General features: G+C 72.0%; 20 protein-coding genes. 7 read left to right on the forward strand and 13 right to left on the reverse strand.

Annotation, left to right across the window (positions count from 1 at the left end):
* Positions 1-74: 74 nt before the first annotated feature.
* Together POL25_RS02255 and POL25_RS02260 are read left to right on the forward strand one after the other, a co-directional pair.
* Positions 75-554, forward strand: a complete 480-nt coding sequence (locus POL25_RS02255; protein WP_272084120.1) for a hemerythrin domain-containing protein — start codon at positions 75-77, stop codon at positions 552-554.
* Positions 555-593: 39 nt separating this feature from the next.
* Positions 594-776, forward strand: coding sequence for a DUF3606 domain-containing protein (locus tag POL25_RS02260; RefSeq protein ID WP_272084121.1), 183 nt, complete (start codon positions 594-596; stop codon positions 774-776).
* Between the two features lie 50 nt (positions 777-826).
* Here POL25_RS02260 and galE read toward each other — a convergent pair whose 3' ends face one another.
* From galE to POL25_RS02310, 10 genes are all read right to left on the reverse strand, one after another.
* A complete protein-coding gene (gene galE, locus POL25_RS02265) occupies positions 827-1,810 on the reverse strand; it encodes a UDP-glucose 4-epimerase GalE (RefSeq protein ID WP_272084122.1) in 984 nt (327 codons plus the stop codon).
* A gap of 2 nt (positions 1,811-1,812) precedes the next feature.
* Positions 1,813-3,171 carry a family 1 glycosylhydrolase gene (locus POL25_RS02270; RefSeq protein ID WP_272084123.1) on the reverse strand — a complete coding sequence of 453 codons (1,359 nt, stop codon included), beginning with the start codon at positions 3,169-3,171 and terminating at the stop codon, positions 1,813-1,815.
* A gap of 9 nt (positions 3,172-3,180) precedes the next feature.
* The gene (gene glf, locus POL25_RS02275; protein ID WP_272084124.1) at positions 3,181-4,269 is read right to left on the reverse strand and encodes a UDP-galactopyranose mutase; all 1,089 of its coding nucleotides are present in this window, start codon (positions 4,267-4,269) and stop codon (positions 3,181-3,183) included.
* Positions 4,254-5,459 carry a glycosyltransferase family 1 protein gene (locus tag POL25_RS02280; protein ID WP_272084125.1) on the reverse strand — a complete coding sequence of 402 codons (1,206 nt, stop codon included), beginning with the start codon at positions 5,457-5,459 and terminating at the stop codon, positions 4,254-4,256. The genes glf and POL25_RS02280 overlap by 16 nt, the downstream gene beginning before the upstream one ends.
* On the reverse strand, positions 5,456-6,586 hold the full coding sequence (gene galK, locus POL25_RS02285; RefSeq protein WP_272084126.1) for a galactokinase: 1,131 nt from the start codon (positions 6,584-6,586) through the stop codon (positions 5,456-5,458). Before galK ends, POL25_RS02280 begins: the two co-directional genes overlap by 4 nt.
* Positions 6,579-7,661 (reverse strand): galactose-1-phosphate uridylyltransferase, encoded by a 1,083-nt coding sequence (gene galT / locus POL25_RS02290; protein ID WP_272084127.1) that lies wholly within the window; start codon positions 7,659-7,661, stop codon positions 6,579-6,581. The genes galK and galT overlap by 8 nt, the downstream gene beginning before the upstream one ends.
* Position 7,662: 1 nt before the next feature.
* Positions 7,663-9,441, reverse strand: coding sequence for a glycoside hydrolase family 2 protein (locus POL25_RS02295; protein ID WP_272084128.1), 1,779 nt, complete (start codon positions 9,439-9,441; stop codon positions 7,663-7,665).
* Positions 9,442-9,526: 85 nt separating this feature from the next.
* Complete coding sequence (locus POL25_RS02300; RefSeq protein WP_272084129.1) at positions 9,527-10,798, reverse strand: aspartate aminotransferase family protein; 1,272 nt, start codon at positions 10,796-10,798, stop codon at positions 9,527-9,529.
* A gap of 230 nt (positions 10,799-11,028) precedes the next feature.
* Complete coding sequence (locus tag POL25_RS02305; protein WP_272084130.1) at positions 11,029-12,069, reverse strand: hypothetical protein; 1,041 nt, start codon at positions 12,067-12,069, stop codon at positions 11,029-11,031.
* Between the two features lie 160 nt (positions 12,070-12,229).
* The gene (locus POL25_RS02310; protein WP_272084131.1) at positions 12,230-13,225 is read right to left on the reverse strand and encodes a 2OG-Fe(II) oxygenase family protein; all 996 of its coding nucleotides are present in this window, start codon (positions 13,223-13,225) and stop codon (positions 12,230-12,232) included.
* A gap of 302 nt (positions 13,226-13,527) precedes the next feature.
* On the opposite strand from POL25_RS02310, the gene POL25_RS02315 reads away from it, so the two are divergent.
* Genes POL25_RS02315 through POL25_RS02330 form a run of 4 tightly spaced genes read left to right on the forward strand, consistent with a single transcriptional unit; the run spans position 13,528 to position 17,481 of the window.
* Positions 13,528-13,689 (forward strand): hypothetical protein, encoded by a 162-nt coding sequence (locus POL25_RS02315; RefSeq protein WP_272084132.1) that lies wholly within the window; start codon positions 13,528-13,530, stop codon positions 13,687-13,689.
* A 26-nt stretch (positions 13,690-13,715) separates the two neighbouring features.
* On the forward strand, positions 13,716-14,522 hold the full coding sequence (locus POL25_RS02320) for a phytanoyl-CoA dioxygenase family protein (RefSeq protein WP_272084133.1): 807 nt from the start codon (positions 13,716-13,718) through the stop codon (positions 14,520-14,522).
* Complete coding sequence (locus POL25_RS02325) at positions 14,519-15,346, forward strand: MbnB/TglH/ChrH family RiPP precursor modification enzyme (protein ID WP_272084134.1); 828 nt, start codon at positions 14,519-14,521, stop codon at positions 15,344-15,346. Before POL25_RS02320 ends, POL25_RS02325 begins: the two co-directional genes overlap by 4 nt.
* Positions 15,343-17,481 (forward strand): glycosyltransferase, encoded by a 2,139-nt coding sequence (locus POL25_RS02330; RefSeq protein ID WP_272084135.1) that lies wholly within the window; start codon positions 15,343-15,345, stop codon positions 17,479-17,481. Before POL25_RS02325 ends, POL25_RS02330 begins: the two co-directional genes overlap by 4 nt.
* 227 nt (positions 17,482-17,708) lie before the next feature.
* Here the strand turns inward: POL25_RS02330 and rph are convergent, their stop codons facing one another.
* Entirely contained in the window at positions 17,709-20,297 is a 2,589-nt protein-coding gene (rph, locus tag POL25_RS02335; protein WP_272084136.1) for a rifamycin-inactivating phosphotransferase, read from the reverse strand.
* 211 nt (positions 20,298-20,508) lie between these two features.
* A complete protein-coding gene (locus POL25_RS02340) occupies positions 20,509-21,174 on the reverse strand; it encodes a glutathione S-transferase family protein (RefSeq protein ID WP_272084137.1) in 666 nt (221 codons plus the stop codon).
* Between the two features lie 181 nt (positions 21,175-21,355).
* On the opposite strand from POL25_RS02340, the gene POL25_RS02345 reads away from it, so the two are divergent.
* The gene (locus POL25_RS02345) at positions 21,356-21,601 is read left to right on the forward strand and encodes a biotin/lipoyl-containing protein (protein ID WP_272084138.1); all 246 of its coding nucleotides are present in this window, start codon (positions 21,356-21,358) and stop codon (positions 21,599-21,601) included.
* A gap of 10 nt (positions 21,602-21,611) precedes the next feature.
* Here POL25_RS02345 and POL25_RS02350 read toward each other — a convergent pair whose 3' ends face one another.
* Positions 21,612-21,950 (reverse strand): AgmX/PglI C-terminal domain-containing protein, encoded by a 339-nt coding sequence (locus POL25_RS02350; protein ID WP_272084139.1) that lies wholly within the window; start codon positions 21,948-21,950, stop codon positions 21,612-21,614.
* Positions 21,951-22,213 lie beyond the last annotated feature (263 nt).

The raw sequence follows: 22,213 nt of genomic DNA on the forward strand, positions 1-22,213 counted from the left end.
CCACGGTCTCCTGCCTACAGTTCTCGTGGCAGTTGCATCCGCCTGCGGGCGGGGAGCGACAAGGAGATTTTGTCATGACGAAGCGAACGATCTACGACATCCTGAAGCGAGAGCACGAAGAGGTCAGCGAGCTGTTTCACGAGCTCGAGGAGGCCGAGGGCGCCGAGGCCCTCGCGCTGTACTCCCAGCTCAAGCTGAAGCTGGTGCCGCACGCCAAGGCGGAGGAGGCCGTGGTCTACCCGCGATTCCTGCAGGAGTCGCAGGCCGTCGACATCACCCGCGAGGGCATCGAGGAGCACAAGCAGGTCGACCACCTGCTGGCCGAGCTCGACGGGACCAGCACCGACGCCGAGAACTGGACGGCCAAGATCAAGGTGCTCGCCGACATGGTCGGCCACCACGTCGACGAGGAGGAGCTGCAGATGTTCCCGCTGGCCCAGCAGAGCCTGTCGGAGCGCGACGCGGCGCAGCTGGCCGACGCTTACGAGCGCGAGCGCGACGCGTGGATCGAACACATGAAGGCGGCCGAGCAGCGACGCACGGCGGCCGCGTGACACCGGAACAGGGAAGCAAGGGAGGAGGAGGAGGAAGCCATGTCTGACGACCCGAACATCAACGGTCCGCAGGACCGCAAGCTCATCAACGTCCACCAGGAGCACGAAGTCCGCTCGTGGACGAGAGCGCTCAATACGACCCCGGAGAAGCTGCGCGAGGCCGTCCAGGCGGTCGGGACCTCGGCCGAGCGGGTCCGCGAGTACCTCCAGGGTAATCAATGACCCGGTGACTCGTACCCGCAGGCGGGCTCACGCGACGCGTGGGCTCGCCTTCAATTGTGCGCATAACCGTGGGGATGCGCCCGCATCCAGCTCCACGCCGAATCGATGATCTTGGCCAGCGCCCCGGGCCGCGGGTGCCAGCCCAGCTCCTTCTCGATGCGCGTCGAGCTGGCGACCAGGACCGCCGGATCGCCGGCCCTGCGCGCGCCGACGCGGACCGGGATCGCGGCCCCGGTGACCTCGCGCGCCACGTCGAGGACCTCGCGCACGCTGTAGCCGGCGCCGCCGCAGCCGAGGTTGTAGGTGCAGCTGCCGCGCTCCAGGCCGTCCAGGGCCAGGACGTGCGCGCGCGCCAGATCGACGACGTGCACGTAGTCCCGCACGCAGGTGCCGTCGGGGGTCGGATAATCGTCGCCGAACACTGTCACGTGGGGCGAGCGCCCGGCCGCGACCTGCAGGACCAGCGGGATCAGGTGCGTCTCCGGATCGTGGACCTCCCCGCAGCGGGCGCTCGCCCCGGCCGCGTTGAAGTAGCGCAGCGAGGCCGAGCGCAGGCCGTGGGCCCCGCCGTACCACGCCAGCGCGCGCTCGAGCGCGAGCTTGGTCTCGCCATACGGATTGGTCGGTCGCGTCGCCGCGGTCTCCTCGATCGGCTGGCGCTCGGGCTCGCCGTAGACCGCCGCGGTCGACGAGAACACCAGGCGCAGCACCCCGACCTCGACCATGGCGTCGAGCAGGCCGAGGCCGGCGACCATGTTGTTGTTGTAGTATTTCTCGGGCCGCTGCACCGATTCGCCGACCAGCGAGTCGGCCGCCATGTGGACCACCGCCTCGATCCGCGCCTCGCGCAAGATCTGGCGCAGCCGCGTCGGCTCGCGCAGGTCGGCGCGGATCAGCTCGACCTCGGGCGGCACGGCGTCGGCGTGGCCCTTGCTGAGGTTGTCGATGACGGTGACCGCGTGGCCGGCCGCGAGCAGCTCTTCCACGACCACGCTGCCGATGTAGCCGGCGCCGCCGGTGACGAGGATGTGCATGCTCAGGCTCCTGGCGGGACGGCCGCGTCCGCGTGGTGGGGGGTCTCTCGCCCGCTGCTGGCGGGCGACGGGTAGATCAGGCGCGACGGCTGGCGCCACCAGCCGGGCACCGCGAGCGCCGGGTGGCGGGCGGTCTCGCCGCGGGCCAGGCCCGCGAGGTAGCGCGCCAGCTCGGTGGGCCTCGGGGTCCCGTCGCGCACGTCGAAGGCGCCGGGCTCGTATCGACCGGTCTCGCGGGTCACCAGGCAGTGCCAGTCGAACGCGCCGAACAGCGACCACGCCGTGACCGCGCGGACGTCGACCCCGGCCTCGCGGCAGCGCAGCGCCGCGCGCCACAGCTCGTCGAACCAGCGGATCTGCTCGTCGACGTGGCAGGCGAGGTGGGCCTCGGTGACGGCGATCGGGAGGCCGTAGCGCGCCGCCAGCTCGCACAGCAGCTCGTACGGGCCCGGCACCGCGTCGTCGCACACGCGGACCGCCTCGACGTCGACGTAGTGGTGGCGGCCGTTGCCGCCGACGAGGCCGGCCGGGTAGTGCTCGATACGGTCGTCGAGGAACCGCACGCTGGTGACGTAGTGATTGACGCCGAGCAGGTCCGGCGGCGGCTGGTCGCGCAATTCGGCGAGCTCGCCCTCGGTCACCCCGAACTTCAGCAAATAGGGGTACAGCGGGTGGTCACGCCCGACCCGGCCGCCCAGCAGGTCGTGCGAAAGAAACCGCCGCCGGTTCTCGAACTCCGCCTGGTACCGCAGCGCGGGCGTCGAGAGCGTGGCCCCGAGGTCCTCGGTGTGCAGCAGCCGCGCCGCGGGGTTGATGCGCTGGATCTCCCGCATCGCCCGCTGGGTCGCCAGACACTGGTGAATCAGCGCCCGGCAGAACGAGGCGTCGCTGCGATGATGGGGGTACCAGTGGCCGTAAAGCCCGCTGAAGCGGGCCGTGGTCAGCGGCTCGTTGACGGGGGTGTAGAGCTCGACCCACGGGTAGCGCCGGGCCACCGCGCCGGCGAAATCGGCGAGCAGCCGCGGGAACTGCGGATCCAGCAGATCGGTGTGGCGCGGCCCGCTGCCGTGATGCACGAGCCCAACGATCGGGGTCACCCCGCGCGCGCGCAGCAGCCTCAGCCGGCGATCCGACCAGGCGAATTCGCGGCGGCCCGGGCTCGGCTCGGTGCGCTCCCACAGCACCGGGTAGCGGACCGCGCGGACCCCGAGGCCGGCGATCCTCTCGATGTCGCAGGGCCGGTGGTGGTGGCCGCTGGCGTGCAGCTGATCGTGCACGCGATCGCCGACGCGATTGACCGTACATTCGACGCCGCCCCACAGGGCGAGCGGCGCCGGCTCCTGACGGGTGATCGTCGTCATGGCCTCGGGTCACCCGCGCAGCCGGGCGTAGAGCGTCAGCGCCTGAGCGACCACCTGGTCCATGTTGTAATAGCGGTAGGTGCCGAGCCGGCCGACGAAGTGGACCCCGGGGGTCGCGTCGGCGAGGGCCTTGTAGCGGCGGTAGAGCTCGGCGTTCTCGGGCCGCGGGATCGGGTAGTACGGGTCGCCGTCGTCGCACGGATACTCGTAGACGACGCTGGTCTTGCCGTGGTCCTGGCCCGTGAGGTACTTGAACTCGGTGATCCGCGTGTAGGGGTGCTCGTTGGGGTAATTGACGACCGGCGCGCGCTGAAACACCGGCTTGTCGACGGTCTCGTGGCGGAAGCGCAGCGAGCGATACGGCAGCTTGCCGAACCGATGATCGAAGTACTCGTCGACCGGGCCGGTGTAGATCAGCTCGCGGTAGCCGACCTCGCCGACGATCTCGCGGAAATCGGCGTTGAGCATCACCTTGATGTTGGGGTGCGCGAGCATGCGCTCGAACATGCGGGTGTAGCCGCGGCTCGGCATGGCCTGGTAGGTGTCGCCGAAGTAGCGGTCGTCGCGGTTGCTCCGCACCGGCACGCGCGCGGTCACGGAGGCGTCGAGCTCGCTGGGGTCGAGGCCCCACTGCTTGCGCGTGTAGTTGCGGAAGAACTTGGTGTAGAGCTCGCGGCCGACCCGGCTGACGATCACGTCCTCGGAGGTGCGCACGCACTCGACCCGCTCGGCGCGCTCGGCGAAGAACTGCTCGAGCTCGCTGGAGGACAGGCGCAGGCCGTACAGGCGATTGACGGTGTCGAGGTTGATCGGGACCGGGACGAGCTGGCCGTCGACGCTGGCGAGGACCCGGTGCTCGTAGGCCCGCCACTCGGTGAACCGGCCCAGATAGTCGAACACCTCGCTCGAGTTGGTGTGGAAGATGTGCGGCCCGTACTTGTGGACCAGGATGCCGCTGTCGTCGTAATGATCGTAGGCGTTGCCGGCGATGTGTGGGCGCCGGTCGACGACGAGGACGCGCTTGCCCGCGTCGGCGGCCAGGCGCTCCGCGAGCACGCTGCCAGCGAAGCCGGCGCCGACGATCAGATAGTCGAACATGCCCCGCCCCTCGTGACACCGGACAGGTCGCCGCGCACGGCGGCGCCGATCAGCGACTCCATCTGCGCCCAGGTGTCGTCCCACGAGCCGCGCGCCAGGAATTCGTCGACCCGCTGCAGCCACTCGCCGCGCCGCGGCCGTTGCAACGCGCGATCGATCGCGGCGACGAACGCGGCCGGCTCGTCGGCGATGTCGACGAGGCCTTCGCGGCCGTACGGGTCGACGACGTCGCGGATCGAGGTCGCCACCACCGGCCGCCCCGCCGCCAGGTACTCGGGCGTCTTGGTCGGGCTGATGTAGCGCGTCGAATCGTTGCGTGAAAACGGCATGATCGCCGCGTCCCACCCGGCCAGGTAGGCCGGCAGCTCGGCGTACGGCTTCTGCCCGAGGTAATGGATGTTGGGCCGCTTCGGCAGGCTCGACGCCTCGATCTTGGCCACCGGCCCGATCATCACGAACTCGAGGCCCGGGCGCAGGTCGGCCGCCGCCGCCAGCAGATCGAGGTCGATGCGCTCGTCGATGACGCCGCAGTAGCCGATCCGCGGCCGTCGCAGCTCCCGCTGGTCGGGCGGCTCGGGCTGGGGCGCGCGCGCCCGGCGAAAGTGGCTCACGTCGATGCTGCTCGGGAACAGATACGCGGTCGGCCGCACCACCTGCTTGGCCTCGTGGAGGCTGCGCCCGCCGGTGAACACGAGGTCGGCGCTGCGCAACAGGTCGCGCTCGCGCTCCCGCAGGGCCGGCGGCGCGCCCCAGAAGTTCGAGAGCTCGTCCATGCAATCGTACACGGTGGCGGCGGGGGCGAGGTGCCGGGTGAAGCCGAGCGCCATCGGCGTGTAGTACCAGAGGACATATTGACGCAGGCGATCGGCGACGATCAGATCGTCGATCAGGCAGCGCAACAGCATCTCGCTCTCGTCCTCGTCGACCTCGCGCGGCAGGTGGGGCACGATCACGTTCACGCCGCAGTCCCGCCGGCTGCGCTCGATCCGCGGCTGCGCGCCGCCGCGGTGCGGCTCCTCGATGAAATACACCGGCCGGGCCCGGGCGCAGCGCGACAGCAGGTGCTGCGGGCGTTGATAGACGAAGTCCCAGCGGAGGTGCGACAGGCACACGAGGGCGTAGTCCGCGGCGGCCCGTGAGAGGCCCTGCGACCATCGATTCGGGACCTGCTCCTGATCGAGGTGATTCATGATTCGAGGTTCATGGGACGGTTCGCCGGTCGATGCAACCACGGCAGTACGATCATTGGCGCGTGCGGGGCCATCGCCGAGTACGCGGCGACGACGTCGAGCGCGACGGCGGCGGTGCTGGCCCGATTGGTGAGGATGATCATCGCCCCGCCGAAGCCCCCGCCGGTGATGCGGGCGCCCAGGACGGCAGGGTGGCGATGGGCCAGCTCGACGAGCAGGTCGATCGCCGGGACCGAGACCTCGAAGTCGTCGCGCAGCGATCGGTGCGACGCGTCGAAGATCCGCCCCAGCGCGGGCAGGTCCCCGCCCGTCAGCGCCGTGGTCGCGGCGAGCACCCGCAGGTTCTCGTGCACGACATGGCGGGCGCGGCGCCGCAGCGGCTCGGGCAGCTCGTCGATGCGCGGGTCGCCGGCCTCGACGTCGCGCAGCTGCGGGACCCCGAGCAAGGCCGCGGCCCGATCACACTCGGCGCGGCGCGTCCGATAGTCGCCGGTCGCGTGATCGTGGGCGACGCCCGAATCGATCACGACCAGCCCGAGGTCTGGCGGCAGGGCGATGCGCTCGACGACCCGCGAGCGGGTGTCGACGAACAAAGCGGAGCCCTCGTCGCCCTTGCTGCAGACCAGCGGATCCATGATGCCGACCGGCGCGCCGACGAATTCGGTCTCGGCGCGGTGGGCCAGCGCGGCCAGCAGGTCGTCGTCGTAGGTCAGCGAGAAGGCGCGCCGGAGGCCGCGCAGCAGCGCCACCTCGAGGGCGGCGCTGGACGACAGGCCGCCGCCGACGGGCACGTCGGAGTCGACGTAGAGATCGAAGCCGGAGAGGGACCGATCCGTCGCCGCGAGGGTGGCGGTGATCGCCTGCACGTAGTCGATCCATTCGCCGGAGCGGCGCTCGGCGCCGAGCTCGTACTCGCGGATGCCGGGCCGCTGGGCGCTGGTGGCCCGCACGCGCCGATCGGGCCGGAGCGCCAATTGCACGTAGGTCCGCTGCGGCAAGGCCGTCGGCAGCACATAGCCGCCGTTGTAATCGGTGTGGTCGCCGATCAGGTTGACGCGGCCCGGCGCGCTGGCGCCGAGATCGCTGGGGCGACCGAAGAGCTCGGTGAAGGCGTCGCGCTCAGTCATCGATCTTCACCTCGACGGCGCGCAGCTCGGCGGCCTTCTGCTCCGGCAAGGTCTCGGCGGTGAACACCCCCGCCCCGACCTCCGTGCCCGCCAGGTACTTGAGCCGCCCGGGCATGCGATACGGCGGGTAGAACTCGATGCGCAGGTGGGCCTCGGGGTGCGTCTGGCCGTCGCTCGGGGCCTGGTAGCAGGCCATCACGTACGGGAAGCTGCGCGCCCACAGGCCGTCGTACTTGAGCAGCGTGGTCTTGAGCGCGCGCGCCAGGTCCTTGCGGGTCTCGCCGTCGAGCGCGGGCAAGGAGGGGCACGCGACCCTGGGCGTGACCCACACCTCGTAGGCATAGCGGGCGCACACGGGCACGAACGCGACGGCGCGTGGGCCGTGGTAGAGGAGGCGCTCGGCGGCGGCGATCTCGGCGTGCACGAGCTCGAGCGCGAGGTTGCGGCCGCAGCGGGCGAAGTACTGCTCCTGGTTGGCGAGCATGCGCGCGGGGATCGGCGGGACGAACGGATAGGCGTAGATCTGGCCGTGCGGGTGATGCAGGGTGACGCCGACCTCGACGCCGCGGTTCTCGAACGGGAACACGTAGGCGATGTCGTCGCGCCGCCCGAGCGCGGCGGTGCGGTCGGCCCAGACCTCGAGGATCAGCTCGATCTGCGCCAGCGGCAGGGTGCCCAGCGATTGCGTGGGGTCGCGCGAGAACACCACGACCTCGCAAGCGCCGATCCCGGGGCCGGTGTCGACGATCGTCTTCGGCGGCGCGGGGGCGGTGGCCGCCAGCGCGGGATAGAGGTTGTCGAACACTGCGACGTCCCACGGGCAGCCGGGGACCTCGGTCGGATGCGCCGGGTCGGAGGTCGGCAGCAGCGGGTTGTACTCGGGCGGCGGCAAGAACGTGCGGGTCTGGCGATGGGCGGCGTAGACGACCCACTCGCCGCGCAGCGGGTGCCAGCGCAGGTGGGAGCCGCCCTCGCCGCCGCGCGGACCCTCGAGCCGGCATTCGTCCGGCACCGCCGAATGGCCATAGAGGTGGAGCTCGCGCCCGTCCGGCTTGACGAAGCTGCGCTTGAACACGCTACACCTCCTGCCCCTGGCGCCCGTGGTCGTCGTGCGGGGTCGGCGGCCCGAGGCCGTTCAGCGCGGCGATCCGCTCGATCGGGAGCTTCGGCGTGCGGTCGGCGTACAGCAGGCCGTTGGCCTCCTGATAGGTGTCGGCGAACTGCGTATAACAATAGCCGGCGAGGATGTCCTGGGCGCGGACCACCGAGAACAGCGCGTGCAGCCGGCGCTCGAGGTCGGCCGCGTCGTCGCTGCGGCTGTAGCCCCAGGTGCTGCGGCGGTCAGGCGAGCAGGCGATGCCGCCGAACTCCGACAGGACCACCGGATGGTTGAACTCCTGGAAGTTGCCGAGCACCAGCTCGCGGCCGCCGAAGCGCTCGCGCTCGCACAGGTTGTGGCGCACGTTGGGCGCCTGGTAGCGCGACAGCATGCGCTCCGGGTCGACCTCGTAGTCGTGGATGCCGACGATGTCCGTGGCGACGCTCTCCCACCCGTCGTTGCCGACGACCGGGCGGTTGGGGTCGAGGGTCTTCGTCAGGTGGTACAGGGCGGTGACGTAGTGCCGCTCGGACGGGTTGTCCGGCAGGTTGGGGACCCCCCACGACTCGTTGAAGGGGACCCACGCGACGACGCACGGGTGGCTGCTGTCGCGCTCCAGCACCTGCATCCACTCCTGGGTGAGCGCCTGCACCGAGCGGCGGGTGAAGCGATAGGCGCTCGGCATCTCCTCCCATACGAGCAGGCCCAGGCGATCGGCCCAATAGAGGTAGCGCGGGTCCTCGATCTTCTGGTGCTTGCGGACCGCGTTGAAGCCCATGGCCAGCGCGAGCTCGACGTCGCGGCGCAAGGCCGCCTCGTCCGGGGCGGTGAGCCCGGTCTCCGGCCAATAACCCTGGTCGAGCACCATGCGCAGGCGGATCGGGCGGCCGTTGAGCAAGATCTGGTCGCGGTGCACGCCGATCGTGCGCAGCGCGGTGTAGCTGCGCACGGCGTCGACGACGGCGCCGCCGGGGCCGATCAGATCGACCTCCGCCTCGATGAGGTTGGGCGCCTCCGGGCACCACAGCAGCTCGTTGCGCGCGTCGTCGATGCCGGGATCCGACAGCGGGATCCGGCGGTGGATCTCGTGGTGCTGGCACTGGTAGCGATCCTCGACGAGCAGACAGTCGCCCGAGAACAGCCGCAGGCGCAGGCTGTAATCCGGGCTGACGACGCCGACGATCGTGCTGCTGAAGCCGATCTCCCAGCGGAACAGGTTCGAGGTCCAGCGCAGGTGCGCCAGGTGGACGGCGGGGACCCGCTCGATCCACACCGATTGCCAGATCCCCGTGGTGCGCTGATACCAGATCGAGTGCGGCACCTCCTGCCAGTCCTGCTTGCCGCGCGGCTTGGCGAGGTCGTGCGGATCGTCGAGGGCGCACACGACGACCTCGATCGGCTTCCTGGCGCCGCCGAGCCGGGTCACCTCGACCGAGAACGGGGTGTAGCCGCCGACGTGGGTCGCGACCTCGGCGCCGTCGATCCACACCGTGGCAGCGTAGTCGACCGCGCCGAAGCGGAGAAACAGCAGCTCGCCGGCGGCCGCGGCCGGGAGGGTCACCTTGCGGCGGTACCAGCAGGCGGCGTAATAGCCGTGCTCACCGACGCCGCTGCGCTCGGTCTCCGGAGCGAACGGGACCTGGATCGTTCGGTTCCAGGCGACCTCCCGCGGGTGCCGCCAGCGCGCCTCACGATCGAGCGCGAAGTCCCAGGCGCCGTCGAGGCTGGCCCAGGTGTCGTCGCCCCGGCGCAGCATCGGCCGCAGATAGCCGGGGCGCGACGGGGCCACGGCGCTGTTGGAAGAGGGTCGGGTCATACGCGCCGCTGGGTTGTCGCCGCTGTCAATCGCCGTCCGGCCGGCCCAGCGCGCCGGGGTGGCGCTCGCACACCACGGCCAGCGCGGCCTCGGCGGCGCGCAGGGTGCGATCGATGTCGTCGTCGGTATGGGCGGCGCTGACGAACCAGAGGTGACGCGGGTGCAGCAAGATCCCGCGCTGGACCATCTCGGTGTAAAAAGTCGCCGCGACGGCGTCGCGCACCCGCAGATCGGCGTGGGTGAACCGCAGGAACGGCATCGGCGGCAGCGGCTCGCCGTAGGCCAGAGCCGGCACGCCGGCGCGGTCGACGGCCGCCTGCAGGCCGGCGATGAGGCGCTCGCCTAGCCGCCACACGTGATCGGTGACGGCGTAGCGATCGAGCACATCGAGGGTGGCGAGCGCCGCCGCGATGCCGGTGGTCTCGCCGTGGTAGGTCGCCGACATGTGGAGCTCGGCGCCGTGCCGCATGACCTCGCGCCGCCCGACCACCGCGGCGACCGGCCAGCCGTTGCCGAGCGCCTTGCTGAGCGTGGTGAGGTCGGGCACGACGCCGGCCCACTGCTGAAACGAGCCCGGGCGGATGCGCAGGCCGGTCTTGATCTCGTCGAGGATGAAGACGGCCCCGTGCTCACGCGCGTGCTCGGCGAACAGCCGCGCGAGCTCGGGCCGCGACGCGGGCATCATCTCCGGCGCGAGGATCACCGCCGCGACCTCGCCCGGGTGCGCGCGCAGCAGCTCGCGCAGCGACTCGGGCTCGTCGGGGCGGAACTCGAGCACCTGCCTCTCGAGCCCGTCGGGCACGAAATCGGCGAGCGGCAGGCACCAATCGTGCCACCCGTGATAACCACAGCGGGCCACGCGACGCCGACCGGTGGCCCGTCGCGCCAGCCGCAGCGCCGCCGTGGTCGCGTCGGAGCCGGTCTTGAAGAACGCCCCCATGTCGGCGCCAGGCAGGCGCGCGACCAGCCGCTCGACGAAGCGCAGGTGCAGCGGGTGATTCAGGGTCAGCAGGTTGCCGCGCCGCGCCTGCTCGAAGGCCGCGCGGTCGACCTCCTCGTGGGCGTAGCCGAGCAGCAGCGGGCCGAAGGCCATCACGTAGTCGATGTATTCGTGGCCGTCGACGTCCCACACGCGACAGCCGGCGCCGCGCGCGAAGTACATCGGCGAATCGGCGGGGGTCACGAGCGGCCGCCCGGAGAGGTGATAGCCGCCGGGGATCAGCGTGCGCGCGCGCTGCAGCAGCTCCTGCGAGGCGAGGAACGAACGCGCCGGCGGTGTGAGGCCCTGCTGGTCCACGCCCGGGGTGTGCCGCGGAGCGCGGTTCCGTCCACCCGCGGCGGCGTAGACGGGCGAATGCGCGGTCCCTGGCCGGGATGTGCGGCGGACCCCTCCGGACTTGCGGGCCCGCCGCCGCCTCGCGGGTGCTGTGATTCGCGGGCGAGCGCTCGAGCGACGCCCAGCGGCCCGGGCCGCTCGTGCGATTCACCCGCCGCGGCCGCGCCGGCGGCCACACCTCTGTGCGGCGCTCAGAAGCGAATCATCAGCCCGTCCGTCGTCACCGCGATCCGCCGCTGGCCGACCGCGCGACGACGCAGCCCGTAGTGGGCCGCCACCACCCCGAGCACGGCGAACGGCAGCGCCACGGCGAAGCCGATCAGGCTGCTCGTGCGCGCGTGCCTGGCCGCGTCCTCGCGCTCGAAGCGGGTCGGGTACGGCCGCTTGCCCGACTCGATCGCGTCGCCGCGGGCGATGAAGAAGAAACCGACGCCGAGCCCCGCCAGGGCCCCCACCCCCGCCGCGCCGGCGACCGCGAGGTAACGACCGCTGGATTGCTGGACCTCGCGGCGCCACCCGTCCTCGCGCGCCTCGTCGGCCTCGCCGAGCTTGACCTGCCGGGCGGCGCTGGCGGCCACGCCCTGCTGCGCGCGCTCGAGGTCGGCCTCGGCCGCGTCCACCGCCTGCGCCGCGGCGGTCGCCTCGCCGCGCAGCTTCACCACGGCGGGATCGATCGAGCTGTCCTTTTGGCCAGGTGTGGGCTTTGTCCCCGCCGGCACCGGGACCCACGGATCGGCGAGGCCCTCGTCGCGCAGCGCCGCCTCGACCGTGTCCCTGGCCGCCGCGCGCGGCTGGTCGCGCAAGGCTGTCTCGTGGTGCGTGCGGCGCAGCTTCAGCGCCGCCTTGCGGCACGGCTCGAGCCCGGCGAGCGCGGCGTCACGCGCAGGCTCGGACACGTAGGCGCCGAGCAGGCGCCGCAGCGCGGTCAGGCGCCCTGGTGCGAGGGTGCAGCCGACCGCGCCTGCGCGGGCCTCGGCGATCGCCGCCGTGTAGCGCTCGCCGTCGCCCTGCTGCGTCTCGGCGTCGGCGTCGGCCTCGCTCTCGGCGGCCCGCAACGCCTTTGCCGCCGCGACCTCGGCCTCCCTGGCCTTTTGGACAGCTTCGTGGGCCTGCCACTCGGCGGCCCGCAGCGCGCGGCCGGTCGCCTCCTCCTCGGCGTGCGCCTGCACGTCCTTGCCGGGCGGCGCCGGGGGGGCGAGGCGACACGCGCCGGCCGCGAGGGCCAGCGCCACCAGATGGGCTGAAATCGTGAGACGTCGAGGGCGAGGCATTCGCGGCGGCCGGAGTATTGCCCACTCCGGGGCCCCCCTCAAGCCGCGGGCCGCGTACGCCGGGGCCCGTGTCCCCTGCCCCGGCGCTCTGCGACGCGACGCGCCTCGCGTCGCGCCCACCTCACAGCGCCAGCAGGCCGCGCGCCGCGTCGAGCGCCAGCGGCTGGGCCCCGTAGCTGGCCGCGCCGACGCCCCAGCGCGCGAAGCCGGCGGGCTCCGGCGCCTCGTCGGTGGCTGCGCCATGGCTCCACCAGCCGGTCACGCTCAATCGCTTGCCGCGCGCGTACGGCGACACCGGCGTGACCGCGTGCACGGTCTCCGCCGCGACGTTGAACACGATCAGCGTGTTGAATGACGGCACCACCTGCGCGCCGCTCGGGCCCCACACGAACTGACCGCCCGAGGCCGCGTCCCAGTCGCGGGCGAGGTGCCACACGAACGCGACGGCGCGCGCCAGCTTGTGATCGGCGTGCGGCGCCGCGAAGTCGCCGGCGACGTAGCGCGTCGCCCCGAGCTCGAGCGGACCGCCGCAGTCGCGGCCCGACAGCGCCGCCGCGAGCTCGCGGCTGGCGGCGGCGCCGAACAGCGCGCGGCTGGCCGCGATCGTCGGGCCGGCGGGGTCGGCCTCGTCGAGCACGTGGTGTCGATAATGCGGCGAGCTGCCGAACGCCTCGACGGCGCGCCAGCGGACGGCGGCGTCGAGGGCCGCGCCGACCCGCTCGGCGAGGTCGCGGCGCAGCGCGTCGCGGATGACCACGGCCCGCCCGGCGGCCAGCTGGGCGGCGATGTCGTCCTTGCGCGCCAGCGCGGCCGGGTCGAGCGCTTCGACCAGCGACGTCGGCCACGCCGCGGGCGCGACCGCGGGCGTGCGTTCGTCGACCAGCAACCCCTCGGCGACCAGGCCGGCGACCGTCGCCGCCAGCTCGGCAGGCGAGCCGAACTCGGCGAGCGTCGCGTGGGCCGCGGCGATCGTGCGCGGGCAGGCGAACGCGGCCAGCGTCTGGAACACCCGCGGCGCCAGCGAGAAGGCGCGCCGACCGACGAGCGCGACGACCGTCGCGTCAGGCCCGGGGCGAAACACGCACGCGGGCGCGAGGACATAGGACGACTCCGGCATTGGCACCACCACTCAGCGCTCGTACCCGCGGCCGCGCCGTCGCGTCAAGCCGCAGCGCGCTCGACCCGTCGCGGGCGAAATGAAGCATGTAAAAATCACGGATTTTTCGCTGCGACATCGCCGAGCACGCCCTGTCATCCCGACAGAGGCGCACGCACGGCATGTCCCGCCGCCACGCATTATCGAACATCCACGCGCACGATCGCCCGGGACCCGGGGACGAGGTGCCACGAATACGGAGCGTGTCCTTGTATTTCGACACAGGCAGCTCCGCGGACCCGAACACACAGGAGAGAAGCGACATGAAGGAGACGATTCAAGAGGTCGAGGGCGTGAAGGAGATCGATCCGGCCCACATCCACGACCTGTTCCAGCTCGAGACCCTGGCCCCGCCGAGCGAGGCCAACGGCATGAGCTGCTGCGTGATCATCTGCCGGACCTGGACCCCGGGCCAGGCGGGCTGAACCAGGGCGCCCGCCACCACCACGCCATGACGATTCCACCGGACAACTTGTCGGAGTATCGCGACCACGGCGCGACGGTGCTGCGCGGCGTCATCCCGGCGAGCTGGCAAGCCCGCCTGGAGGCGGCGATCGACCGGGTGCTCGCCGCGCCCGGCTCGATCGCCGTCGACTACACCCCGCCGGACCGACCCGGTCGCTTCTATAACGATTTCTTCTTGTGGCTGCGCGAGCCCGAGTTCGCCGCGTTCGTGCGCGAGTCGCCGCTGCCCGCGCTGGCCGCGGAGCTGCTCGGCGCGGCGAAGGTCGGGTTCTTCTTCGACCAGCTGTTCGTCAAGGAGCCGCGCACCCAGGAGAGCATGCCGTGGCATCAAGACCTGCCGTACTGGCCGGTCGCGAGCGACGCGCTGGTGACGATGTGGGTGCCGCTCGACGTCGTCACCCGCGAGAGCGGCGCGGTGGTCTACGCCCGCGGCTCGCACCGCTGGGGTCGCGTCGCCAAGCGCTGGCGGTTCGCCCGCGACGGCGCGACGGCCCCGCCCGAGACGGAGGAGATCCGCGAGGCGTCGTTCATGTACTGGGACCTGCGGCCCGGCGACGTGCTGGTCCACCACCCGCTGACGGTGCACGCGTCGGGCGGCAACGCGACGCCGGGGACCCGCCGCCGCGCGCTCGCGCTGCGCTACTTCGCCGACGGTTGCGTGTACCAGCCGCGCGAGGGCGACATCCTGCAGAACCCGCGCGTGCGCGAGCTGCTGCCTGACCTCGCCCTCGTCGCCGGCGAGCCGCTACGCGGCCCGGAATTTCCGATCGTGTGGCCCCCGGAGGTCGCGTGACGCCGCCGCCGCTGGTCGGCTTCGCCTATCGCCGGCAGTATCGCGCCGCGCTGTGCGAGGCGGCGCGCGGGCCCGACGTGCTCGAGCTGATGGCCGAGTCCTTCGACCCGCGCCTGCCCGGCCGGATCGACGACGTGCGAGCGCTGCGCGAGCGCTACGCGCTGATCGGGCACAGCGTCGGGCTGTCGATCGGCTCGGTCGAGCGCCCGCCGCAGGCCTACCTCGACGGGCTGGCGCGCTTCGTCGAGTTGGTCCAGCCGCGGGTCTACAGCGACCACTTCGCCGTCACCTACGCCGGCGGGCGCGACCTCGGGCACCTGACGCCGATCTGGTACGGCGAGCAGGCGCTCGAGGTCGTCGTGAACAACCTTACCGCGGCGCGGCGCTTGCTCGGCGTGCCGATCTGCCTCGAGCTCATCGCCGAGCCGTTCTCACTGCCCGGCGCGCAGTGGGACCAGGCCCGCTTCGCCGCCGAGGTGTGGCGCGCGTGCGGCTGCGGGATCCACCTCGACGTCACCAACGTCTTCATCAACGCCCGCAACTCGGGTCAGTGCCCGCGGGCCTCGATCGCCGCGCTGCCGGCCGAGGCGGTGCAGATGATCCACGCCGTCGGCTTCGGCCGCTACGAGCACGGCGAGCTGGCCGACACCCACGACCAGGACATCCAGCAGGAGCTGTGGGACCTGCTCGCGTACACCTTCACGCGCGTGCGCCCGACCACCGCCGTCATCGAGCGCGACGCCAACTTCCCGCCGTACGAAGCGCTGCTGGCCGAGGTCGATCGCATGCGCTCGCTCGCCACGCCCCTGGAGGTCGCCTCGTGACACCGCTGACCCTCTGCATGATCGTCAAGTTCCCGCCGATCCAGGGCGGCGTCAGCCAGCAGAGCTACTGGCTGGCGCACAACTTCGCGCGCGCCGGTCACCGCATCCACGTCGTCACCAACGCGCTCGAGGCCGCGTCCGACTATCGCATGTTCCTGCCGGCGGCCGAGCGCCCGCACCTCGAGGGCGAGTACCCCGGCGGCGGGTTCGTCCGCCTGCACGCGAGCGACGAGGCCGGGCTCGAGGGCAACTACATCCCGTACGCCAACCCGTACGTCAGCAAGCTGGCGGCGCTGGCCCGCGACGTGGTCCGCGAGCACGCCTGCGATCTGATCTGGGCCGCGTACCTCGAGCCCTACGGGGTCGCGGCGGCGCTGGCGTCGAAGCTCACCGGGGTGCCCTACGCGGTCCGCCACGCCGGCAGCGACATCGCCGGGCTGGCGCAGCTGCCGGCGCGCCAGAACCTCTACCTCGACGTGCTCCGCCACGCGAGCCTGGTGGTCACCGCGCCGTTCCTGCGGCCGACGCTGGAGCGCGTCGGGGTCGCGCACGCGCACATGTTCGCGGTGCCGCTCGCCGCATACGCCAGCGCGGGCTTCGAGCCCGACGGGCCGAAGCTCGACGTCGAGGCATTGCTCGACGAGGCCGCGGGCGAGCGCGGGCCGTGGCCCCGGCCGGCCCGGCGCTTCGACCCCGCGCTGCCGACGTTCGGCATCTACGGCAAGGTCAGCGGCTACAAGGGCATGTTCGAGGTCGTCGCCGCGCTCGGCGAGCTCGCGGCCCAAGGTCGCCGCTTCAATCTTTTGACGTTGGTCGGCGCGCGCGGGCCGGCGGTCACGGCCCTGCAGCAGGCGGTCGCGCAGGCCGGCATCGCCGAGTCGACGTACGCGCTGCCGTTCTTGCCGCACTGGATGGTGCCGCGGTTCATCCGCACGTGCACCGCCGTGTGTTTTTTGGAGAACCGGTTCCCGATCGCCATCCACACGCCGCAGGTCGGGTTCGAGATCCTCGCGTGCGGCCGCTGCCTGATCGTGTCCGAGGAGGTGCGATCGAAGACGCAGCGGCGCGCCGATCTGGTCGACGGGGTGCACGCGCTCGTGATCGACGATCCGGCCGACGCGGCGCAGGTGCGGCGGGCGCTGGCGCGGGTGCTCGACGACCCCGCCGAGGTGCGGGCGATCGGCGCGCGCGGGCGAGAGTTCGTGACCGGGCGGTTCGCCGCGCCGGACGTGTCGGCGGTGGTGAAGCGGCTGCGCCGCGTGATCGAGGAGGCAAACCCGATGTCCCTGGAGGGCCTGCAGCGGACCCTGAGCGAGCTCTACGCCGATCCGTCGCTGCGCGCCGCGCTGGCGGCGGGCGAGGAGGCTGGCCTGCACGGCCGCGACCTCGACGACCGCGAGCGCGCGGCGGTGCTGGAGCTGGGCCGGCGGCTGATGCCGCAGGTCGAGCGCTTCGGGCAGATGCTCGTGCACAAGCGGCTCGAGTATTTCCTCGAGCTGTTCGCCGCGACCGCGCCGCACCTGCGGGCGCACGAGCCGGCGCTGTTGGCTGCGTTCGCGCGCGAGTTCGATTTCCGCTGGCGCGCGCCGGCCGAGGACGTCGCGTACTTCGGCGAGTTCCTGCGCCGCCTGCTGGTCGCGCCGTGGCCGGCCCACGTGCGCGAGCTGGTGCGCTACGACGAATGCATGTGGCGGGCCGAGACGACCGACGACGACGCCGCGCCCGCGTTCGAGCGCCTGCTCGAGATGCAGATCACCGAGCCGCCCGGCCTCGGCGCGGCGCCGCTGAGCGCCGAGGACCGCGTCGCGCTCGCGCCCGGGGTGATCGTCGAGCGCTTCGCTCACCCGGTGCACCGCCTGGCCGCGGAGGGCCCCGAGGCGCGGTTCGAGCCGGCCGCGACGGTGATCGTGTTCACGCCCCGGCGCGGAGCGACCGCCGCCCGCGCCCACGTGATGAACGAGGAGCTCGTCCGCCTGGCCACAGCCGCGGGCGACGGCCATCCGGTGGCGGCGCTGCTCGACGAGGCCGCGGCGCGTCACGCGGAGCGCCCGGCCGAGGCGGTGCGGCAAGCCGCCCTGCGCGCGCTGCAACGGCTCGGCGAGCGTCACGTGCTCGTGCGCGCGCCGCTGCGGTGACTGCCATGATCGCCCGAGTCACTCGGCGAGCACCACATCGTGCGCCGTTGCAGTGACTGCCGTGATCGTCCGTATCACTCGGCGAGCGTCACGGGATCGTGCGCGCCGCTGCTGTGACTGCCGTGATCGTCCGTATCACTCGGCGAGCGTCACGTGATCGTGCGCGCGCCGCTGCAGTGACTGCTGTGATTCGCTGCGAGCCCGGTCGACTACGATCGGGCGCTCGATCAGGGCAAAATCTCGACGTACCCATCCGTCCCGTGCACGCGGATCCGCTGCCCGTCGCGGATCCGCCGGGTCGCCTGGTCCACGCCGACGACGGCCGGCAGGCCGTACTCGCGGGCGATCACGGCCCCATGCGTCATCAAGCCCCCCACCTCCGTCACCAGCCCGGCGATGGCGACGAACAGCGGCGTCCAGCTCGGGTCGGTGTACGCGGTGACGAGGATGTCGCCCGCCTCGAGATCGGCCCGCGCCATGTCGAGCACGACGCGGGCCCGCCCCTCGATCGTGCCGGCGGACACCGGCAAGCCGACCAGCGCGCCGGCCGGCAATCCGTCGGATCGGTACGCCCCGGCGACGACCTCGCCGTCCGAGGTGAGCACGCGCGGCGGCGTGAGCGAATGATAGGACTCGAAGGCTTCTCTGCGCTGGCGGAGCAGCGCCGCGTCGACGTGATGCGTGCGCACGACGTCGAGGAGCTCCGGCAACGTGAGGTAGTCGATGTCGTCCAGCGCCCGCAGCACGCCGGCCTGCACCAGGCGCCCGGCTTCTTCCACCAGCGCCTGCTTGTAGACGAAGAAGCGGCAGATCATGCCGTACTTCGGGTACTCCCGGTAGCCGATGAAGGTGCGCACGCGATCGATCTGCCGCCGGGTCTCCTCGGCCTTGCGCTCCCCGTCCGGCAGGGCCCGCAGGCGCTCCTGCAGCTCCTGCGATCGCTTCAGCGCCTCCTGCCGCCCTCGCTCGAAGCGCCGCGCGCCGGCGCCCGGCCCCAGGTTCTTGATGTTGCCCAGGAGCACCGGCACGAGCATGCCGGGGCGTTCGCTCCACCGCGGCCGCGTGATGTCGATCTCGCCGGCGCAGCGCATGCCGTACGCGTCGAGGTAGGCGACGATGGCGTCCCGCGCCTCCGGCCCGCCCGGGAGCGTGGCCAGCCCGGCCAGGAAATCGTCGTGCTCGACGCGCTGGAGAAACGCCACCACCTCCGGATACGGGCGAATGACGTCGGCGACGTCGAGCAGCGCCAGCCCCATCTCCGAGGTGACGTTGTCGGCGACGGACTGCGTGAGGATGTCGGCGGCGCTCTTCTCGCCAAGCCACGCGTGAAGCTGCTCGTTGAGCCACCAGGTGGCCTCGAACGCGGCCATGAGCACGCGATGGCCCTGCGGATCGAACAACCGCCGCTTCAGCTCGGGGATGTCGGCGAGGATGCACTCGAGCAGCGCCGCGCCGGTCTTGCCGTGGATGTCGCGCTTCAGGGCGGCGATGGAGGCCTGGTTGCGCTCGATCAACCCGGCGACGATGGCGGGGTCGGTGTCGATCGGGGCCGGCGCGCCACCAGCCGGCGCCGCGGCGGGCGGTGGGTCCGGGAGCGCGCGGATGAAATCACCGCGCTCCCAGATCGACCGCAGGGCGTCGCGGATCCGCGGGTCGGAGCGGCCGAAGACCTCGAGGAGCTTGGCCCGGCTCGTCGGCGCGGCGAGGCCCCGCGTGACCTCGACGAACAACCTCCCGCCCGCCTCGTGCATGGGCCCGGCCGCAGCGAGGCGAAACAGCGAAAGCCCCAGCGGCTTCATCGGGTCGGTCATCATCTGCTGGTGGCCGACCGAGACGTAGACGTGGTTGTCGCCGTCGCCCGCCTCGGGGATGGGAAACAGGGTGGTGATCGGCCGGCTCTGCACGATCGAAAATTCGTCGTCGACCAGGCACCACTCGATGTCCTGCGGGCGGCCAAAATGCGCCTCGATCTGCCGGCCGAGCTGCGCGAGCCGTAGCACCTGCGCGTCGGTCAGCGCCGGCTGCCGCTGCCGCTCGGGCGCGACCGCCTGCGCCTGCGTCCCGCCGACCGGCGCGGCGACGACGGCGAACTGCTTGCAGGCGATCGTCCTGGTGACGATATCGCCGCCCAACACCTTGAAGATGTCCGGGTTCACCAGGCCGGAGACCTGGGCCTCGCCGAGGCCGAAGCTGGCCTCGACGGAGACGACCTTGCGGTGCGACGTGACGGGGTCGGCCGTGAACAGGACGCCGGCGGCCTGCGGGAAGACCATGCGCTGCACGACCACGGCCATGCCGACCTTGCGGTGATCGAAGCCGTTGCGCTGGCGGTAGACCACGGCCCGCTCGCTGAACAGCGAGGCCCAGCAGCGACGGACGTGCGCCACGATCGCCGCCGGCCCGACGATGTTGAGGTACGTGTCCTGCTGGCCGGCGAAGGAGGCCGTCGGCAGGTCCTCCGCGGTCGCGCTCGAGCGGACGGCGTACGCCTCGCGCTCGCCGAGCCGAACCACCGCGCCGGTGATCGCGGTTGCCAGCTCGTCCGGGATGGTGATGGCTTCCACGATCGCGTGGATCTCCGCCGCGAGCGCCCGAATCGCCGCGCGATCGTCCGGCTGCAAGCGCGCCAGCCGGGCCAGTGACTCGGCGATCGAGGGCGCCACGACCCGCTGAAACGCCGCCGTCGTCACGCAGAAGCCGGCGGGCACGCGCACGCCTTCGAGCCGCGACAGCTCCCCCAGATGCGCGCCCTTGCCGCCGACAACCGCGACCTGCGTCCGATCGATCTCCTCGAAATTCACCACGTAGTGGCCCATCCGCGCACTCCCTTCGCAAAAGGAGCGAGAGCATAACGCGGCTAGCGAGGCAGTCCACCCCCATTCGCGCTGGCGCTTTGTGACAGTGCGAAGATCGGCGGAGGCCCGAAAGGGCGCCCCGGCGCGGCCACGAAGCGCTACACTTGCGGTGGAAGAAGCGAGGAGAGGCGAGTTCGGGCCGCTCGACCCGCGTCGCCTCGCCGGCTCCCGATCAGCTCGCGGCATTCGCCGGCGGCGCGTCGAATCGATAGGGGGTGCGCTGCGCCGAAGGTCGCGCGGCGAACTCCTGCGCGAACCGGACCAGCGCGGGGTACGGCTGCAGCGGCAGCGTGGCCCGGAACGTCAGGTGATCGACGAGGCAGTACAGCGAGGCCTCGAACAGGCTCAGCTCGCGCGACGCGGGCAACGACTCCAGCACCCGCGCGAGGTGCTCGTCGAGCCAGGCGAGCGCGCCCGCGAAGCCCTCGCGCGCCTTGACGAAGTAGAGGTTGTCGGCCGGCAGCTGCGCGACCACGGTGCCGAAGATCAGCTGCACCTGCGCGGCCATGGCGTGCCGCACCAGCTCGTGGGCGTTGCGCGCCAGATCGCTGCCCAGCTGCTCCGGCCAGACGACGCGCCGCGGCGGGTCCGCGAGCTCGGCGAGGGCCCGGCAGATGTTCTCGGCCCCGAACACCGGCGAGCCGCCGCGTCGCAAGATCGGCAGCTTCAGGGCCGGGTTGCCGGCGTAGATCGCCGGATCGGTCTCGGTCATGTCGTGGACCGGCACGAGCTCGAACGACACGCCGAGCTCGTGGGCGAAGATCAGGGCCAGTCGTGTGAAATGCGAGCTGCTCCGGCCGACGATCTGAACGCGATCCGCGGTGTCATGATGTCCCATGTCGAGGCGCCTCCGCTGCGGCCTCGAGAATGACAGGTCCCGCGCGCAGCAGCGAAGAAAGCGAGCGCCGCTGCCCGAGCGCCCACGGGCGCCTACGGGCGCCCACGCGGTTGGCCGGCGTCGCCTGCTGCGGCTGCGCCTGATTCACGTCGTCCCGACAGGATGTTAGGACATCGATCCGATGATCGATGTCGTCATGCCTCAGTTGGGAGAGTCCGTGTCCGAGGGCACGGTCACGCAGTGGTTCGTACGCGAAGGCGATGTCGTGACCCGCGACCAGACGCTCCTGGAGGTCGGGACCTCGAAGGCCGACGTCGAGATCCCGTCGCCGTCGAACGGCGTCGTCGTATCCATCGACGCCGCGGTCGGGGCCGTGGTCCCCAAGCAAGGGCTGCTGTGCCGCATCGACGAGACCGCCAGCGGCTGACAGCGAGCCCTCAGCCGGGCGCGAACTCGAACGGATAGCTGGCCTTGAACGTGCCCTCGTCGGGGCGGACGAACAGCCAGCTGCGCACCGCCGCGGCCACGCAGGCCTCGACCTTCGGGTCGGCCAGGGTCGAGTCCACGGCTTCGCTGTTGAGGACGTGGCCGTCGCTGCCGATCTCGAAGTTCACCGTCAGCTTGCCGGCCAGCGCCGGCTTGCGGGCCAGGCCCTCGTTGTAACAGGTGCGGACCTCCGGCATGTGGGCGCGCACGACTCGGCGGATCAGGGTCTGGTAGAGCGAGCCGTCGTCGGCGCGCGCCGGGCCGGCCGCGGTCACGATCGTGGTGAGCATCAGAAGCGAAATCATCGTGCGCATGGGGTCGCGTCTCCTTGGTTCTCCCCGTTCCACGGGCCCGCCACGCCGAGGTTCCCGGCCCCGCGAACTTTTTTTCGATCTTCGTCCGAACGGGCTCCGGGGCGCCGACAGACTGCGATCGCCGCGCCTGTCGGGGTCGGCGCCGACGCGGTCGCGCTCGCCGGGCCTGGCCGGGACGGCGCTCGCACGCGCGAGCCCAGGTCGGCGTCGGCGACCGCCTCGCCCCGGAGAGTCTCCTG

Origin of the sequence: Nannocystis bainbridge, assembly GCF_028368995.1 — a bacterium.
Taxonomy (GTDB): domain Bacteria; phylum Myxococcota_A; class Polyangia; order Nannocystales; family Nannocystaceae; genus Nannocystis; species Nannocystis bainbridge.